Genomic DNA, 16,976 nt, shown 5'->3' on the forward strand with positions numbered 1-16,976 from the left:
GATGTCAGCTATTTATTTGGGTACGTTCATTACCTTGTTACTATTTTTCTTCATTTTTTTTCTGGTTGCTCAGAAAAAGAAAAACAACGGTCTAGTCGATATTGCATGGGGACTTGGATTTGTCATAGCGGCGATTTTTAGTTACTTTGCTGGAGGGTTCCAAACTGATCGCGCAACTCTCATAACAATTTTAACTATTATTTGGGGAGTACGGTTAGCGTATTACTTATTCAAAAGAAATTGGAATAAGCCTGAGGAATACCGCTATGTTAATATGAGGAAAAGATGGGGAACTAATTTTGTCTATTTAAAAATATTTCTAAATGTATATGTACTCCAGTTAGTATTGCTATTTATCATTGCGCAACCTATTTTACTGACAAATGTATCTTCTACAAAAGGTCTTGGAACGCTGGATTATATTGGATTGATAGTTTGGATAATCGGATTTTTCTTTGAAGTCGTAGGAGATAATCAGTTGAAATCTTTCATGAAAAAACCTGAGAATAAAGGGAAGTTGATGAAGTATGGTTTATGGAAGTATACGCGTCATCCTAATTATTTTGGAGAAGCAACCATGTGGTGGGGAATTTTTCTAATCGCCTTCTCTTCACCTAATGGATGGATAGGAATAATTAGTCCAATCATCATTACTTTGCTTCTATTATTTGTATCAGGAGTACCTTTGCTCGAAAAGAAATATAAGAATCATCCTGAATTCGCTGACTATGCAATGCGAACGAGTAAATTTGTACCAATGCCTCCAAAAATAGTAAGCAAATTGGACATACTACGGATAACTGATTTGAAGGATGAGATGTAGTTGAAAAAAATAATTGTCTGGTTTAGAAAAGATTTACGAGTACATGACAACCCCGCTTTGTGGGAAGCAGCCCAGCAAGGAATGATTATTCCTGTTTTTATCTGGTCGGAAGAAGAAGAGCATGAAAACACATCAAACTTAGTAGGGCAATGGTGGCTTCATCATTCATTGATAGCTTTGAAAAAAAAGCTAGAATCAATTGGTTTATCCCTCATTTTTAGACGAGGTAGCAGTTTAAAAGAGCTTTCTTTACTTTGTAAACAAACAAAAGCAGATGCTGTTTTTTTTGGTGAAAGATATGAGCCATCTATTATTAGAAGAGATAACGCGATTACTCAAAACCTCTTTTCTAATGGGATGGAAGTTCGTTCATTTCCTTCAAATCTACTCTTCATACCTGGTGATTTACTGAATCAAAAGAATGAACCTTATAAAGTGTTTACAGCTTTTTGGAAAAGGACGATGGGGGAGTCTGTTAATCGTCCGCTTCCTATTCCAGTTGACATTAATCCATTCAATCAAGTTCTTCCGTCTCTACAAGTGGAAGAACTTGATTTGTTGCCAGTGAATCGCTGGAATGAAAAGTTCCATCCGCACTGGGAGCCAGGTGAAAAGGGCGCTATTACGAGATGGGAAAAATTTACCCATGATGGCCTCAGCCGATACGTTGAGGGGCGTGATATCCCCTCTTCAGATTCGGTTTCATTATTGTCGCCCCATTTAGCCTGGGGAGAAATAAGTGTTAGAGCAATTTGGTATTCAGCTAAGCGGCTGAACGAAACGGAAACAGGAGAGTACATGCAATCATCCATCGATGCCTTTTTGAGGCAGTTAGTATGGCGTGAGTTCGCATATCACCAGCTCATTCATTTTCCAGAAATGCTACAAGTCCCTTTACGTGAAAAATTCACAGCATTTCCTTGGCAGGGTTCTAATGAAGAATTTGCTAAATGGCAAAAAGGTTTGACGGGTTATCCTCTAGTCGATGCGGGAATGCGAGAATTATGGCAGACGGGTGTAATCCATAATCGGGTTCGAATGGTTGTCGCCTCATTTTTAGTTAAACATTTACTCATATCCTGGGTAGAAGGATCTAGCTGGTTCAAGGACACGCTAATTGATTTTGATGCGGCTAACAATGCAATGGGTTGGCAGTGGGTCGCTGGGTCAGGGATCGATGCGGCGCCGTACTTCCGGATATTCAATCCAGTTCTTCAAAGTCAGAAGTTTGATCCGGAAGGACTATATATCCGAAAATGGGTTCCTGAACTTGCTGTAATTTCTTCAAAGTATATCCATGAACCCTGGAAAGCACCCACAAATTTACTACATGAATCCGGTATCGTACTCGGAAAAACGTATCCGCTCCCAATCATCGATCATTCACTTGCCAGAATCCGTGCGTTAGAAGCCTATGCGCAAGTTAAAAATAAATCATAACACGTCCGTTGATTAACCATTTATTTGCAAAAATACTGGTGAGTCGGGCTTGATGAATTTCATTTTCACTGCACTATTTTCGGCCCGCTTTCGACTAACTATTCAGGATAGATTTACTGTGGGGACCGAGTGTGGCGAGAGGTAATACTGTTTAGCAAAAAGTATGCTCCTAATCATGTGATACCTTATAGAAAGTGACACTTCTTTACTAAAAAAGGGGAAAACCATATAGAAAGCTTCAGCCGCCAAAATTGCATCTTTGGCGGTTTTTCTCTAGCTTAGATGTCAGCTATTCTTTAGTCAAAAAAATTTTCTGCACTACGAATACTTATGCATTTGGAGCAGGGCGGATGAAGGGCCACCAGACGATTACCGAAAAAACTGTGTAGAGATGCGATAAAGTCGCATCTCTACACAGACAGACATCCCGGTAATTGTTTAGAAGCCATTCAACCAACGCAATCGGAAAATGCAACTATACAAGTAGCGCCCAGTAGGTGATTATGTTATTCACGGGAAAGGATAATGGATATTAGGATGACTCTCTGGTATCCGAATATAAAAAAACACCATTCAAATCTGAGTGGTGTTTTTTCTATTTTCAATTCACTTGTAATGAAACATCAAGCAACAGTGTGGCCGATGCCGCTAGAAAAGGGCTTGTAAGTACTTTAAACCGTGGGCCAGTTGAATTGCGGTCCATTTTAAACAAAATCCTATTTATGAACTGCACCCCTGCTGAATAATTGAAGCTGCAGTTATTAATGCGGACGGTCCTTTATTCTCTATATCTTATAGCTAATCCTTTTAAGAAATTCCTTGCGTATCTGTCAAGGCACTCTTTATAATTCTTGTGTCCTTCTTTTCTTAATACAGCACCTAATTCACCTTTTGTAATAACGACTCCTGCTTCTGCTAATATTTCGAGCATATCATCACTTGTTAATGCTAGTGCTATTTTCACTTTTTTTAGAAGGATATTATTAACACTTTCATAATTTTTTATAGACAGTGCTGGTTTTTCTGCTTGTCCCGTTTTTGGATCTTGTTGCCCTCTTTTAAAAATAATAAAGCCATTTAAAAATGAATCTAACATACTATTACTACACTTTATGGATCCTTCATTTTCAGCTTCATCATGATAATTGTCATTTGACTTAATGAGCATCATTGACACTTCTTCTTGTGTTACTTCAACGCCGCCAAGTTTAAATATCTCTACCATAACCGAGTCTTTTATATCGAGAGCATATCGTAGTCTAATTAATATATCATTATTATTCATGTATAAACCTCCAGTGAAATTGTACTATTTACGTAATTGAATCATCATTTTTAAAGTGGAAAAAGGCAATCAAAGTTAACTTAATAATAGCACATAAAATTAGTTTAACCTTTTTTTTGTTATATCAGACTTTAAAATAGACGAATTCCTATCCGCATTAAAAATTCAGGGTAAGGTGAGTGTGAAATCATAGCTTTCCTCATCAATGAAATCCCTATATAATATAGTAGAAACGGAATATGGGTCCCGGTTGTGGACAGTTTTAAATTTTGAAGAATTATTCTTAGTGAAGGAACAGGTGTAAAACATATGAGTTTATTGACTGTAGCAAATTTAAGTCACGGCTTCGGTGATCGTGCGATTTTCGAAGACGTCTCTTTTCGGTTATTGCAAGGAGAGCATATCGGCTTAATCGGTGCCAATGGCGAAGGTAAGTCGACGTTCATGAACATTATTACGCGTAAGCTAGAGCCAGATGCGGGAACGGTAAGTTGGGCGAAGCGGGTGCGGGTCGGGTATTTGGATCAACACGTCGCGTTAAAACAAGGGATGAGCATTCGTGATGTGCTGCGGACCGCTTTTCAATATCTTTATGACCAGGAGACAGAAATGAATGCGCTCTTTGCCAAGATGGCTGAGGTCGATGCAGATGAACTGGAGTCCCTTCTTGAGGAGACGGGTCAGATGCAGGAAGAATTGACGAACAATGATTTTTATATCGTCGATTCCAAAGTCGATGAAGTAGCGAACGGACTAGGATTAAATGAATTTGGTCTAGATCGGGACGTTCATGATTTGAGTGGAGGGCAGCGGACAAAAGTGTTGCTTGGTAAGTTATTATTGGAAAAACCGGACATTCTTCTTCTTGATGAGCCGACGAACTATTTGGATGTTGAGCATATTGACTGGCTACGCAATTATTTGCAGAACTATGCGAATGCTTTCATATTGATTTCCCATGATATACCCTTCTTGAATAGTGTTATTCAGCTTATCTACCATATGGAAAATCAGCAGATCACTCGATATTCTGGGGATTATGATGAATTTTTACGTGTGCATGAAATGAAGAAGCAACAGGTGGAAGCCGCCTACAAAAAGCAACAGAAGGAAATTTCAAACCTTAAAGACTTCGTGGCACGTAACAAAGCGAATGCAGCGACGAGTAAAATGGCCATGTCTCGCCAGAAGAAGCTGGACAAGATGGATGTCATCGAATTAGATGCTGAAAAGCCGAAGCCACAATTCTCCTTTAAACAGGCACGGACCCCGGGGAAATATCTGTTCGAAACAAAGGAACTTGTGATTGGCTATGATGAACCGTTGTCAAATGCCTTGGATCTTACGATGGAACGTGGGCAGAAAATCGCTTTGTCTGGTGCGAATGGTATTGGGAAAACAACTCTCTTAAAGAGCATTCTAGGAGAAATCCCTGCACTTGCCGGTTCTGTTACTCGTGGTGACCATCTGGAAATCGGGTACTTCGAACAGGAAGCCAAGTCGGAAAACAACAATACTTGTCTTGAAGAAGTATGGGAAGCTTTCCCGCATTTCACACAATACGAAGTACGTGCAGCCCTTGCACGATGTGGATTAACGACCAAACATATTGAGAGTAAGGTGAAGGTGCTAAGTGGTGGAGAAAAGGCGAAAGTACGTCTTTGTAAACTGCTTAACCGCGAAACAAATTTGCTCGTCCTTGACGAACCGACAAATCACCTTGATAGAGACGCGAAAGAGGAATTGAAACGTGCCTTAAAGGAATACAAAGGCAGCGTGCTACTTATTTCTCATGAACCTGATTTTTATGAAGGCCTTGTAACTGATGTTTGGAACGGCGAAAATTGGACGACCAAGATGTTTTGAGTGGCTTGAACTTAGGTAGTTGAAATTAATTCGAATAGAATAATGAACCAAACAAAAGTCTCTCACAATTTGCGAATTGGTGGGAGATTTTTGTTTGGTTATTTTTGATAGCCCTCCATTTGCACATATAAAATAGTACTGGTCGAATGCTAATCTCATTTTGCATAAACGATTTTATTCCGCCCCTTTTACTAGCTGAAAAACTCCTCTTTCATCGAAAAGCTAAAAAAGTATAGTAAATGTTGAAAAAATGCTATTGATAGCGCTTTCATATTGAATTTTCAGAGTTTATGATTAAGTAGTAAATACTTTTTATTCGAAAAGAGAGGGGTAAAAAAATGATTAAGAAATTTAAGGGGTTAACATTTTTGGCAATCTTGATGGTGTTCGCACTCGTCGCAGCTGGATGTAACAATGACGGAGGTAGTTCGGTTGACGTAGGTATCGTATTACCGACGAAGGATGAACCTCGATGGGTACAGGATGAGCAACGTTTCAAGGATGCATTAGCAGATTCAGATTATTCAACGGAAATTCTATTTAGTCAAGGATCTTCAGCGAAAGAGAAAGAAAATGTAGAGGCATTATTAAATAAAGGCATCAAGGTATTAATTATCACTCCTCATGATGGTGCGGCAGCTGCATCTGCAGTAGAAGCAGCGAAAAAAGAGGGTGTAACTGTTATTGCGTATGACCGTTTAATTACAGATACGGATGCAGTAGATTATTATGTAACATTCGATAGTTTAGCAGTAGGTGCTGCACAAGCACAGTATTTAGTGGACAATGCACAGGGGTCTGACGTTCCTCTTTACCTTTATGCAGGTGCGGCTTCAGATAACAACGCATTTTTATTCTTCGAAGGGGCCTGGAAAGTGCTTCAACCGAAAATTGCAGATGGTACCTTTAAAATTGCTAACTCAAGTGAAGCAGAGGGGTTAAAAGATTCAGCCGAACTTTCGCGCGACCAACTGGGAAAAATTATTGGTCAAGTTACAACGAACTGGGATGCAAATGATGCGAAAAACAAAGCGCAAACACACTTAACAGCTGCGGGTGACGACTTAAAAGGTGATGTTGCAGTTCTAGCTCCGAATGATGGAACAGCTCGGTCAATCGCAGACGTATTTGCTTCTGATAGTGTAATTTCAAGTTACTTTGTGACTGGGCAAGATGCAGAGAAAGCATCTATCCAATATATAATCGACGGAAAACAGTCGATGACGGTATTCAAAGACGTTCGTGCACTGGTGAAAGATGCGATGGGTATGGCAGTTGAAATCTTAGATGGCAATACACCAGAAACAACAGGTTCTTATGATAATGGTTCAGTTGAAGTTAAAGCGAAACAAACGGACGTAATCGTGGTGAATGAAGATAACGTGAAATCTGAGCTAATCGATTCTGAATACTACGAGGCAAGCGAATTCACAGGTTTAGAGTAAAAGTATCACATTGGAAAATGGAAAATAGTGATAGTGTAATCTATCACTATTTCTCCATTTCTATTTTGTTTGGGTTAGGGAGGCGATAGAATGAGCGAATATATTTTAGAGATGAATGACATATCTAAAGAGTTCCCGGGAGTCAAGGCCCTATCGAACGTGAATTTCAAAGTGAGAAAAGGAGAAATTCATTGTTTGGTTGGTGAGAATGGTGCAGGAAAATCGACGCTGATGAAAGTGTTGAGTGGAGTTTATCCATATGGCACATACGACGGAGATATCGTATTTGAAGATCAAGTTCAACAGTTCAATGAGATTAGCGATAGTGTGAAGGCTGGTATTGGCATCATTTATCAAGAGTTGGCACTTTTTCCGGATTTGTCCGTCTATGAAAATATATTTGCTGGCAATGAAGTGAAAAAGGGTCCGTTCGTTGATTGGAATCAAACAATCGTTCAAGCTACGCAGATACTGAAAAAAGTAAAGCTGAAGGTGACGCCGGAAACACTGATTAGGGAATTAAGTGTAGGAAAACAACAGCTCGTAGAAATTGCCAAAGCATTAAGTAAAGATGTAAATCTGCTGATTTTAGATGAGCCGACGGCAGCACTGAATGAAGATGACAGTGAAAATCTGTTAAAACTCCTAAAGGAATTAAAAAGCCAAGGAATTAGCTGCATTATGATTTCTCATAAGCTGAAGGAAGTTATCGAGATAGCGGATAAAGTAACGATTTTGCGGGACGGCAAGACGATTTGTACGCTAGATGCAAGTAAAGGGGAAGTAGCGGAAAATGTCATTATCAAAAATATGGTAGGACGTGAAATCGAAGACATTTACCCGAAACATCCTGATAAGAAAATCGGAGATACTGTCCTCAAATTGGATAACTGGTCAGCGTATGACACGCAACTAGGAAGAAATGTTGTGAAAAACATCAATCTTCACGTAAAAAAAGGCGAGATTATTGGGATCGCTGGTCTGATGGGGTCCGGTCGTACAGAACTTGCTCTTAGTATTTTTGGGAATCCGAAAAACTATAAGTTACAAGGGGATTTGGAAATTCAAGGGGCGCCAAAAGTACTGAAGCATACAAGTGATGCGATTAAGGCTGGTATTGCGTATGTGACGGAGGATCGAAAAGGAGACGGACTGTTTTTATTACAGGATATTAAGAGTAATGTCTCGGCGGCACATCTGAAAGGTATTTCGACGAAGGGGATTCTCAACTTAAATGAAGAAGTGAAGGTTGGTAAAGAGTACAAAGACTCGTTGTATATTAAAGCGAGTTCACTAGAGCAAATAGTTGGCAAATTGAGTGGTGGAAACCAACAAAAAGTATCGCTTGGGAAATGGTTGTTTACTGGACCTAAGATCTTGATCTTAGATGAACCGACAAGGGGAATCGATGTTGGGGCGAAATTCGAAATTTATACGATTATGAATCAGTTGATTGACGAAGGTATGAGTATTATTATGATCTCCTCTGAACTTGGTGAGGTGCTAGGGATGAGTGATCGTATCTATGTTATGGCAAATGGCTCGATCAAAGGAGAACTGGCCATGAAGGAAGCGACACAAGAGGCGATTATGGAACTTGCGACGCAATAGGAGGGATAACGATGGGATTTTATAAAGAAACTAAAGCGCTCGTCAAAGCCAATATTCGAGATTACGGGATGTATATTGCGTTAATCGTTATTTTGTTAACATTTACGATTATGACGAACGGCTTGTTTATGTCTTCTCGAAACATAAGTAACTTACTGGATTCCGCTGGTTATATTGCGGTTTTGGCGGTTGGGATGACCCTTGTTATCGTCATTCGTCATATTGATTTATCGGTGGGCTTTTTAGCAGGATTTCTAGGTGCGATTACAGCCATTTTCTTGACGCAAATGGGCTTGTCAGTATGGATTACTATTCCGCTGATTTTAATTTTAGGTGCTATCATTGGATTATTTAACGGGGTATTAGTTGCTAAAATTGGAATTCCATCATTCGTTGCTACGCTGGCGGGGATGTTGATTTTCCGTGGTGCACTCCTTCAGGTTACAGAAAAAACGGGAACGATTATTGTTAGGGATGAACAATTCAATGCGATTGGAAATGGATTTATTCCATCGATTATGCAAATTAATGGCTTGCATCTACTGACGTTATTAGTAGGGTTTGTCGGAGTACTTTTATATATATACAATGAAATCGCCAATCGTCGTAACAAATTGACGTATGGCTTTGATGTAATGTCTAAGGGGATATTTAGTGTAAAGCTTGTTTTGATATCAGCGATTATTGCTTACATTACTTGGATTTTAGCTGGCTATAACGGTTTTTCTTGGACGGTTGTCATTATAATAATCGTTGTCATAGTTTATCACTTCTTAACGACTAAAACAGTACTCGGTCGTCACATTTATGCAGTCGGTAGTAATCCTGAGGCCGCGCATTTGAGTGGGATCAATGTACAAAAGATTACATATATCGTCTTCGGTTCCATGGGGATGCTCGCGGCGTTATCAGGAATTCTATTTACATCTCGGCTTCAATCGGCAACGACCACAGCTGGAACTCTCTTTGAGCTTGACGCGATTGCAGCGGCATATGTTGGTGGAGTATCTTCTGCAGGTGGTGTCGGTAAAGTAACAGGTGCTATTATCGGAGCCATCGTGATGGCCTCGTTATCGAGTGGGATGAACTTACTAGGTGTAGGAATTTCCTATCAATATATGATTCGCGGTGGTGTTTTAGCTGGAGCGGTAATCTTTGACGTCATGACACGGAAGCAACGGGGTTAAAAGAGAATAGTAGAATAACTGGGCACCCTATTTGTAGGGTGCCTGATGTCGTTTTGTAAGACATTGTTAATTCCTAGACAGGTTGATAAGATGAAAGAAACAAGCTTTAGGAAAGGGGAAGGGATATGCGGAAAAAGGTTGTTTTAATACTTGTCGCACTCATTATGATTTTTAGCTATTTGACTATTGTATCCGCAACTAAAGCGTATCGTTTAACTAGTGATAGGCCAGCTAACCTCCCCATTTCCCCGGAATCTATTCGTCTCGTGCTCATTACCCAAGAGCTTGATACTCCATTTTGGAATAAGGTCGGTCAAGGGGCATTGAAGCAGGCACAAGAAGAAAATGTTCAGCTTGAAGTGTGGGGAAGCTATGGAAATAACCAAGATGATTTTTTGAAGACAATGGAGATTGCGATTCATTCTAAGGTGAATGGTATTATCGTTCAGGGGCTAGATAATGAAGAATTTAAAGAACTGACAAAGGTTAAGGCGGCTTTTTATGGGATTCCTATCATTACCATCGCTAATGATGTACCAGTGGAAGAGAGCTTGCGAAAAACATATGTTGGTTCAGATCAATTTGGGGCAGGACAAATGGTTGCTCGTCAATTGATAAAAGAAATGGGCACCACAGGAGAAGTGATTATACTTGGTGATCAAGAGCAAGCATATTATCAAAAAGAACGTTTAGCTGGTATCCAGAATGTATTGGGTGGCTATCCAGACATCGAAATGATTGTTAAAGGAACGGCAGATGCAAAGGAACAAGTAATGACAACGACGCAACAGCTGATGAATGAAGTACCGCGAGTCACTGCATTTATAGCCATCAATGCAAATTATACAGGTCCAATGATTCAAGAGATCGGAAGACGTACTCAAGTAGAGCCGTATTATATTTATACCTTCGATGACGGCGTTGGATTAACTGCCCTCTTAGAGCAAGGCAAGATCGATGGAATTTTAGAGCAAAAGCCAGAAGCGATGGGCAGCGAGAGTGTGAAGCGGTTGATGGAGTGGATTTCTGGCGAGACCGTCCCGCTCGATTCAAATGGTTACCTCACTGAAACGCGCATGGTTGACGCGGAAGGTGAAGAACTATGATGACGATTCAAAAAAAGATTTGGATACTTGTTTCCGTTGTGTTGCTGATAATGGGAATTATTTGGTTGACGCTTACATCTTATAATCAGAAAACTCAGGAAAAATCCAATGATATTTTACAACGCTATTTGCGGATGAATGAAGTAACAACAGCAAGTCAGCAAATAATTACCAACTTAAATAACTATTTACTTGACCCAACAGCTAATCATAAGCAACAGATAGAGAAAAGCGTAGCCGTTATTGAGGAGGTACAACAGGATGTAGCGGAGTTGCGGAATGTGGAAAATGCATTTTCAATAACCAACTATATTCATTTAATCGATAGTCTTATTGAGACGACGAATCGCTCCATTATGTTTTCAGAGGAGCAAGAAATGGAAGGGTCGACGAACGAATTTAATGAAGCAAACCGTATTTCTATGTACATATCTGAAATGACCTTAACGATTTTAGACCGAGAGCTGAAGACCTCTAACCGGTTTTATCGAGGTATTATCAAGCAATCGGAGGAGTTGAAAAAGCTAGGAATCTGGCTGTTGCTATTGATTACTGCTGTGTTACTTTTGGCTATCTACTGGTTTTCACTTAGTATTACGCGGCCGATTCATCAGCTCACGAAGGCCGCTAACGCATTGTCTCAAGGTAGTTTTAATCAACAGATTGAAGTGAAGTCTAATGATGAGATAGCCTTTTTAGCAAAGACCTTTGATGAGATGCGTGTAAACATTAATGATTTAATAGTAGAAATTCAACAAAAGGCACAGCTCGAGCATGAGCTTCAGCAAAGTAAGTTGTTATTGAAGGAGAGTCAATTTAGAAGCTTGCAGAACCAGATAAATCCACATTTTTTATTCAACACATTGAACACATTGTCGAAAAAGGCGTATTTAGATGGTGCGGAGGAGACGAGCGATCTTATAGTCAGTGTAGCCGGCTTGCTACGTTATAATTTGAAGCGGATTGACCGCTCTGTGACGGTGTATGAAGAAGTAGTCGTTTTGAATCAGTATATGGAAATCCAAAAGGCTCGTTTTACGGATCGCTTACAATTTAAATCTGACATCAACGAATCTTGCTTAGATGTAAAAATTCCGGGACTAACCCTTCAACCCATCATTGAAAATGCGGTAATTCATGCTATTGAGCCGGAGCAGGATGGAGGCGTTATTTGGTTTAGGATTAAGAATGATGGTCCATGGGTCATCATTGAAATCGAGGATAGTGGGCAAGGGATGTCCCCAAAGAAAGTGGAGCAGTTGCTGAAGGGGCACATTATACCAATCGAAGGACATTCTACAGGAATAGGCTTTCAAAATGTGGTGAAAAGATTGCATTTATTCTATGGAATAGAGGATTTGGTCACGATTGAAAGTAGAGAAGGTCGGGGGACAAAGGTGGTCATACAAATTCCAAGGGCCAGGGAAGAGGGAAATGATGATGAAGCTTCTAATCGTTGATGATGAACCGATTGAGCGAGAAGGGATGCAGGCAATCTTACAAAAAGCGTTCCCTGAACTTTCCATTTACCAAGCAAGAAATGGGGAAGTAGCAATAGAATTAGCAGATACAATTCAACCAGATTTGGTCTTAATGGATATTAAGATGCCTGGTATGACAGGACTTGAAGCCTTAGAAAAGATTCAAGATAAGCATTCTACTATCAAATTTGTTATGGTGACGGCCTTTGATATGTTCGATTATGCGAGACAAGCACTCAAGCTCGGTGTGAAGGATTACTTACTGAAACCCAGTAGAGCAAGTGAGATTGTTGCAACGGTAGGGAGAGTATTAGAGGAATGCAGGCTAGAACGTATTGCAGAGGCTACGAGCCAAATGCAGCATGAAAAGTGGCAAAAGGCGTTGACATTAGTGGAAACAGATATCGTGACACAGCTATTATTTGATCATGTTCATGAAGTTCATATCGATATGCTCGTCGAGATGCTAGATATTCGCTCTACTCATGAAAAGTTTGTAGTAGTAGTGTTGTTGCCAGAGGGAGCAGAACACTATTATGTGAGGATTAAGGAAAAGGTGCGTGAAGCGGGAAATGCTTGGGTAGGTGCGTTATATGGACGGCAGCTGCCCATCATTGTGTTTCGTGATCCAGTGAAATCCTTTCGTTCGCAAGCAATGACATTAGCCAAAGCGATTTTATCGTTGGCTAAGGAACAAATGAGCTTAGACTGGTTTATTGGGATTGGTCAGGTTTGCGAACCATTAGACGAGATTCGTCAGTCGTACCAAGAAGCGCTTATTGCGACTATGGATACAACGCTAGCGGTCAAGAGTCGGTTTTATGCTGACGCTCCAGTGCTCAGTTTAGAGACAGATAATCAGGTTATCAAGCAGCAGCAGAAAGACTTTTTTGACCAAATTCGTTTAGGGGACTGGGTGTCCATTCGCTCCGGGATATTGGATTTGATACAACAGCATGAGAATGAGGGGAATTCCCTAATTTACACGCAACAGCGAATGCTTGAGTTGCTTTGGATTGCGAACAGAGTGATGGATGAAATGGGAATGGAAGCGAATGCCCCATTTTTTTCGTTTCAAGCACAGGACTACCGACAATTGCGTACGGAGACGCTCCTGCTACTCGAACGGATGAATGCTGCCTATGAGGCACATTACGAACGAGTAGAGGCTGATAAGATACATCAAATTAAACAATTTATCAGTGAGCATTCACATAAAGACATTTCACTGAACATTCTCGCGCAAAAAGTCGATTTAAGCCCGATTTATATTAGTAAAATGTTCAAAGAGAAGTTGGGCATTAACTACATCGATTTTCTGACGGAGTGCCGAATTGAAAAAGCAAAGAAGCTATTGAATGATCCAGAGCGAAGCCTAAAAGAAATTACGTTTGAGGTTGGTTATCATGAGCCAAATTATTTCAGCAAGGTGTTCAAGAAAATGTGCGGAGTGTCCCCGAAGGAGTACCGAAAAACGTTATTGAGTAAAAAAGTTGAAGTCTGATAGGGGGCAAGTAGATGAAACGAAAGGCTATTATCGTATGGCTTTTGGGAATGATTTTGATACTAGTTACTTGTATAGCTATACCAAAGCAGACATTGGAGACCGTTGAGTTAGAAGAAACGATACCTTTTAGTGCAATCGACAGTCCAATCCGTATTGGATTTTCGATGGACACACTACTTGAAGAACGATGGCTGAGAGACCGTGATTTGTTTAAAGAAGCCGTTGAAGCACTAGGAGCAGAAATCGAGATTGTCGCTGCGAATGGAGATGATGCGCTTCAGATTTCACAGGCAGAGGCGCTCATTCAAAGCGGGATCGACCTTTTGGTAATTGTCCCACATAATGCTGAGGCAACAGCCGCGATTGTTCACAAGGCGCATCTTGCAGATATCCAAGTAATTGCCTATGATAGACTCGTCAAAAATGCAGATCTCGATCTATATGTTTCTTTTGATAATGAACAAGTGGGCGAAATGCAGGCGAAAGCCATCACTGCTCTCGTACCGAAGGGGAATTACGTCTTTATTGGTGGTGCGATTACCGATAACAATGCACATTTATTGAAAAAAGGTGTGTTCAATGTGCTGCGTCCCTATATTGAACGAGGTGATATTAAGATTGTCTATGATCAGTGGACGAAGGATTGGACTCCAGTGAATGCACAAGCCAATATGGAAGAAGCTCTTCGGACAACGAACAAGCAGATTGATGCGGTAATTGCTGCGAATGATGCCACGGCAGGTGGTGTTATTCAAGCACTCGCGGCTGTTGGACTAGCAGGTCAAGTACCAGTTGCCGGACAGGATGCGGATTTGGCAGGAGTGCAGCGAATTGTTACTGGAACACAAACGATGACAGTCTATAAGCCAATCAAGATGCTTACACAGGAAATGGCGAAATTAGCGGTTGCGATGGCAAAAGGTGAGAAAGTATCTGCTGAACAGAAAGTTAATAATGGGAAGATCGAAGTTCCTTCCGTGCTACTAACACCAATCGCTGTAAATGAACACAACCTAGATAGTACGGTGATTTTCGATGGATTTCATTCATTTAAAGATGTGTATCAAGTAACATCGAAGTAAATCGGGTGCCAACACTTAGCGAGAGACCATTTTTGGTAACTCTTGCTAAGTGTTTATTTTTCATTGCAATACGAACGTGCATTCTATATGATGACTAAAAGAGGAGGGAACGAGTGTGCGTGTTGAGTTAATTAAATCAATGGAATGGAATCACGTCTCAGATATGATATCCGCGGCGAAAGACGATGCGATAGGCAAGCGAAGCATTAAAATACTACAAGTAGGTGATGTCTCATTTAGGGCCAATTGCTATTCACGAAAATCCGATCGTATATTTAAAATCGACACTATCCTTGCACTCGTTCCCGTTACTCCAAGAGAGCGGATTGTTGTATGATTGACTACGGTAAGTTTCCAAATCGGCACATCGCCTGTATTGATATGGTGAGTTTTTATGCTAGTTGTATGGCTTCGTTGTATAGCTTAGATGTACAAAAGGTGCCGATTGCGGTCGTTGGGAATCTTGAAAGAAAAGGGTCTGTTGTGCTCGCGGCATCGCCTCCAATGAAAAAAAGATTTCGCGTTAAAACAGGTTCTCGTTTGTACGAAATTCCACAACATCCTGACATTAGGCTATTCAATCCAAAAATGAGTTATTTTCTAGAAATGTCGATGGCTATTACATGCCTACTTCATAAATACGTTCCGGCTGAAGCGATTCATGTCTACAGTGTAGATGAAAGCTTTATTGATCTAACTGGAACCGAAAAGTTGTGGGGCGACCCAGTGCAAACTGTTAAAGTTATTCAACAGGAAATAGTTGCGACGCTAGGCTTACCTTCAACTGTCGGCATGGGACCGAATATGTTAATGGCAAAGCTTGCACTAGATCTAGAGGCAAAGGATACAGGCTTTGCGAAATGGACCTTTGAGGATGTAGCGGGGAAATTATGGCCAATTTCTCCATTAAGTGAAATGTGGGGGATTGGTCGTCAAACGGAAAAAAATTTAAACAATATGGGGATATTTTCAGTTGGTGATTTGGCCAATGCCGATTTACAAAGGCTTGAAAAAAAGTTTGGAGTAATGGGCAATCAGTTATTCCATCATGCGTGGGGAATAGACCTCTCCAAGATGGGTGCACCAATTCTTGAAGGCCAGGTTAGCTATGGGAAGAGTCAAATACTTATGCGAGATTATAATTTGCGGGAAGAAGTAAACGTGGTCTTGTTAGAGATGTGCGAGGATATCGCCAGAAGAGTAAGGGAAGAATACAAGGCCGGACGCACTATATCGCTCGGTATCGGATATAGTAAAAATGCTTTTGGAGGTGGATTTCGTCGTTCTCGTACTATTGTGGAAGCCACAAACGACACAATGAAAATTTATAACGTTTGCAAAGAATTGTTGAATGAAAATCATGGCAATCAAGCCGTGCGGCAGGTCACCGTTTCGATTACGAAGTTAGAAGATGAGCGTTCAATGCAATTAAGTTTATTTGACACGAAAAAGTGGCAAGTACGGAAGCTAGGTACAACAATGGATACTATTCGTACTCGTTATGGGGATACCGCTATATTAAGGGCGGTGTCACTCACAAATGCAGGAACATCTATTAAGAGATCTACATTAGTTGGCGGTCATCAGGGATAGGAGTTGTACTATGATTAGGGACCGAGGAAATATTAAATGGACAGCGATGATGCTGTCGGAGCATGTAAGGGAGTTACGAAAATGGATGGATCAGGATAATTACACTGAAAGACCGGAACTAAACGAGTGGGATCTTCAATCGATTCAAGAAGAGCTTGAATTAGCGTATAAGAGGCAATGTGAAACGCTAATTAAAACCTGGGATAGTGGACGGATTATTCAACATCACGGGATAGTTGAAGACATCGATTTGAGGAAGCTGTGCATTGAATTAAAGAATCCGCTCGGTACAGAAATAATACGGGTAGCTGCTATCACAAATGTGCAAAGCATGGAGTAGAGAGACAATAACGCCAATTTAAAACTGATAATAGTATCCCTATGTTAAGGGATACTATTTATTTTGGAGGTTAATTAATGGGGTATAATGGTTTTTTGAGAGTTGAAATGGTTAACTTTATCGACCAATAAACAGTAAGAGGCATTCCGGACTAATTCAAACAAGAAAGTCCGTCCTTTTCAGTGGTCGGTATCGTGTCGTATCTGGATG

General features: G+C 40.5%; 14 protein-coding genes. 13 read left to right on the forward strand and 1 reads right to left on the reverse strand.

Going from position 1 to position 16,976, the window contains the following annotated elements:
- Position 1: 1 nt before the first annotated feature.
- Positions 2-823: a DUF1295 domain-containing protein gene (locus tag ACGLYD_RS05425; protein ID WP_399631767.1), complete on the forward strand. Its 822-nt coding sequence runs from the start codon at positions 2-4 to the stop codon at positions 821-823.
- Positions 824-2,263: a cryptochrome/photolyase family protein gene (locus ACGLYD_RS05430; RefSeq protein ID WP_399631768.1), complete on the forward strand. Its 1,440-nt coding sequence runs from the start codon at positions 824-826 to the stop codon at positions 2,261-2,263.
- Positions 2,264-3,041: 778 nt separating this feature from the next.
- On the opposite strand, the gene ACGLYD_RS05435 is transcribed toward ACGLYD_RS05430, so the two are convergent.
- On the reverse strand, positions 3,042-3,548 hold the full coding sequence (locus ACGLYD_RS05435; protein WP_342537995.1) for a DUF1456 family protein: 507 nt from the start codon (positions 3,546-3,548) through the stop codon (positions 3,042-3,044).
- A 309-nt stretch (positions 3,549-3,857) separates the two neighbouring features.
- Between ACGLYD_RS05435 and ACGLYD_RS05440 the strand changes: the two genes are divergently transcribed.
- From ACGLYD_RS05440 to ACGLYD_RS05490, 11 genes are all read left to right on the forward strand, one after another.
- Positions 3,858-5,414: an ABC-F family ATP-binding cassette domain-containing protein gene (locus tag ACGLYD_RS05440; protein WP_342537996.1), complete on the forward strand. Its 1,557-nt coding sequence runs from the start codon at positions 3,858-3,860 to the stop codon at positions 5,412-5,414.
- Positions 5,415-5,752: 338 nt separating this feature from the next.
- The gene (locus tag ACGLYD_RS05445) at positions 5,753-6,859 is read left to right on the forward strand and encodes a sugar ABC transporter substrate-binding protein (protein ID WP_067208002.1); all 1,107 of its coding nucleotides are present in this window, start codon (positions 5,753-5,755) and stop codon (positions 6,857-6,859) included.
- Positions 6,860-6,949: 90 nt separating this feature from the next.
- Positions 6,950-8,470: a sugar ABC transporter ATP-binding protein gene (locus ACGLYD_RS05450; RefSeq protein WP_187047436.1), complete on the forward strand. Its 1,521-nt coding sequence runs from the start codon at positions 6,950-6,952 to the stop codon at positions 8,468-8,470.
- A gap of 11 nt (positions 8,471-8,481) precedes the next feature.
- A complete protein-coding gene (locus tag ACGLYD_RS05455) occupies positions 8,482-9,657 on the forward strand; it encodes a sugar ABC transporter permease (protein ID WP_067208008.1) in 1,176 nt (391 codons plus the stop codon).
- A 125-nt stretch (positions 9,658-9,782) separates the two neighbouring features.
- Positions 9,783-10,763 carry a substrate-binding domain-containing protein gene (locus ACGLYD_RS05460; protein WP_340741890.1) on the forward strand — a complete coding sequence of 327 codons (981 nt, stop codon included), beginning with the start codon at positions 9,783-9,785 and terminating at the stop codon, positions 10,761-10,763.
- Positions 10,760-12,223 carry a histidine kinase gene (locus ACGLYD_RS05465; RefSeq protein WP_340741891.1) on the forward strand — a complete coding sequence of 488 codons (1,464 nt, stop codon included), beginning with the start codon at positions 10,760-10,762 and terminating at the stop codon, positions 12,221-12,223. The genes ACGLYD_RS05460 and ACGLYD_RS05465 overlap by 4 nt, the downstream gene beginning before the upstream one ends.
- Positions 12,201-13,748 carry a response regulator gene (locus ACGLYD_RS05470; protein WP_399633118.1) on the forward strand — a complete coding sequence of 516 codons (1,548 nt, stop codon included), beginning with the start codon at positions 12,201-12,203 and terminating at the stop codon, positions 13,746-13,748. Before ACGLYD_RS05465 ends, ACGLYD_RS05470 begins: the two co-directional genes overlap by 23 nt.
- A 14-nt stretch (positions 13,749-13,762) precedes the next feature.
- On the forward strand, positions 13,763-14,833 hold the full coding sequence (xylF, locus tag ACGLYD_RS05475) for a D-xylose ABC transporter substrate-binding protein (RefSeq protein ID WP_187047438.1): 1,071 nt from the start codon (positions 13,763-13,765) through the stop codon (positions 14,831-14,833).
- 115 nt (positions 14,834-14,948) lie between these two features.
- On the forward strand, positions 14,949-15,170 hold the full coding sequence (locus ACGLYD_RS05480; protein WP_399631774.1) for a transcriptional regulator: 222 nt from the start codon (positions 14,949-14,951) through the stop codon (positions 15,168-15,170).
- Positions 15,167-16,426, forward strand: a complete 1,260-nt coding sequence (locus tag ACGLYD_RS05485) for a DNA polymerase thumb domain-containing protein (RefSeq protein WP_399631777.1) — start codon at positions 15,167-15,169, stop codon at positions 16,424-16,426. Before ACGLYD_RS05480 ends, ACGLYD_RS05485 begins: the two co-directional genes overlap by 4 nt.
- A gap of 10 nt (positions 16,427-16,436) precedes the next feature.
- Positions 16,437-16,766 (forward strand): YolD-like family protein, encoded by a 330-nt coding sequence (locus ACGLYD_RS05490; protein ID WP_399631780.1) that lies wholly within the window; start codon positions 16,437-16,439, stop codon positions 16,764-16,766.
- Positions 16,767-16,976: the final 210 nt, after the last annotated feature.

Source organism: Sporosarcina sp. SG10008 (genome assembly GCF_044569405.1).
Classification (GTDB): Bacteria; Bacillota; Bacilli; order Bacillales_A; family Planococcaceae; genus Sporosarcina; species Sporosarcina psychrophila.

Excerpts from the sequence above, each read along its gene's own strand:
- ACGLYD_RS05490 (WP_399631780.1), top strand. The coding sequence starts at position 16,437 with ATGATTAGGGACCGAGGAAATATTAAATGGACAGCGATGATGCTGTCG.
- ACGLYD_RS05470 (WP_399633118.1), top strand. The coding sequence starts at position 12,201 with ATGATGAAGCTTCTAATCGTTGATGATGAACCGATTGAGCGAGAAGGG.
- ACGLYD_RS05440 (WP_342537996.1), top strand. The coding sequence starts at position 3,858 with ATGAGTTTATTGACTGTAGCAAATTTAAGTCACGGCTTCGGTGATCGT.
- ACGLYD_RS05445 (WP_067208002.1), top strand. The coding sequence starts at position 5,753 with ATGATTAAGAAATTTAAGGGGTTAACATTTTTGGCAATCTTGATGGTG.
- ACGLYD_RS05465 (WP_340741891.1), top strand. The coding sequence starts at position 10,760 with ATGATGACGATTCAAAAAAAGATTTGGATACTTGTTTCCGTTGTGTTG.
- ACGLYD_RS05455 (WP_067208008.1), top strand. The coding sequence starts at position 8,482 with ATGGGATTTTATAAAGAAACTAAAGCGCTCGTCAAAGCCAATATTCGA.
- ACGLYD_RS05485 (WP_399631777.1), top strand. The coding sequence starts at position 15,167 with ATGATTGACTACGGTAAGTTTCCAAATCGGCACATCGCCTGTATTGAT.
- ACGLYD_RS05460 (WP_340741890.1), top strand. The coding sequence starts at position 9,783 with ATGCGGAAAAAGGTTGTTTTAATACTTGTCGCACTCATTATGATTTTT.
- ACGLYD_RS05425 (WP_399631767.1), top strand. The coding sequence starts at position 2 with ATGTCAGCTATTTATTTGGGTACGTTCATTACCTTGTTACTATTTTTC.
- ACGLYD_RS05450 (WP_187047436.1), top strand. The coding sequence starts at position 6,950 with ATGAGCGAATATATTTTAGAGATGAATGACATATCTAAAGAGTTCCCG.
- ACGLYD_RS05435 (WP_342537995.1), bottom strand. The coding sequence starts at position 3,548 with ATGAATAATAATGATATATTAATTAGACTACGATATGCTCTCGATATA.
- xylF (WP_187047438.1), top strand. The coding sequence starts at position 13,763 with ATGAAACGAAAGGCTATTATCGTATGGCTTTTGGGAATGATTTTGATA.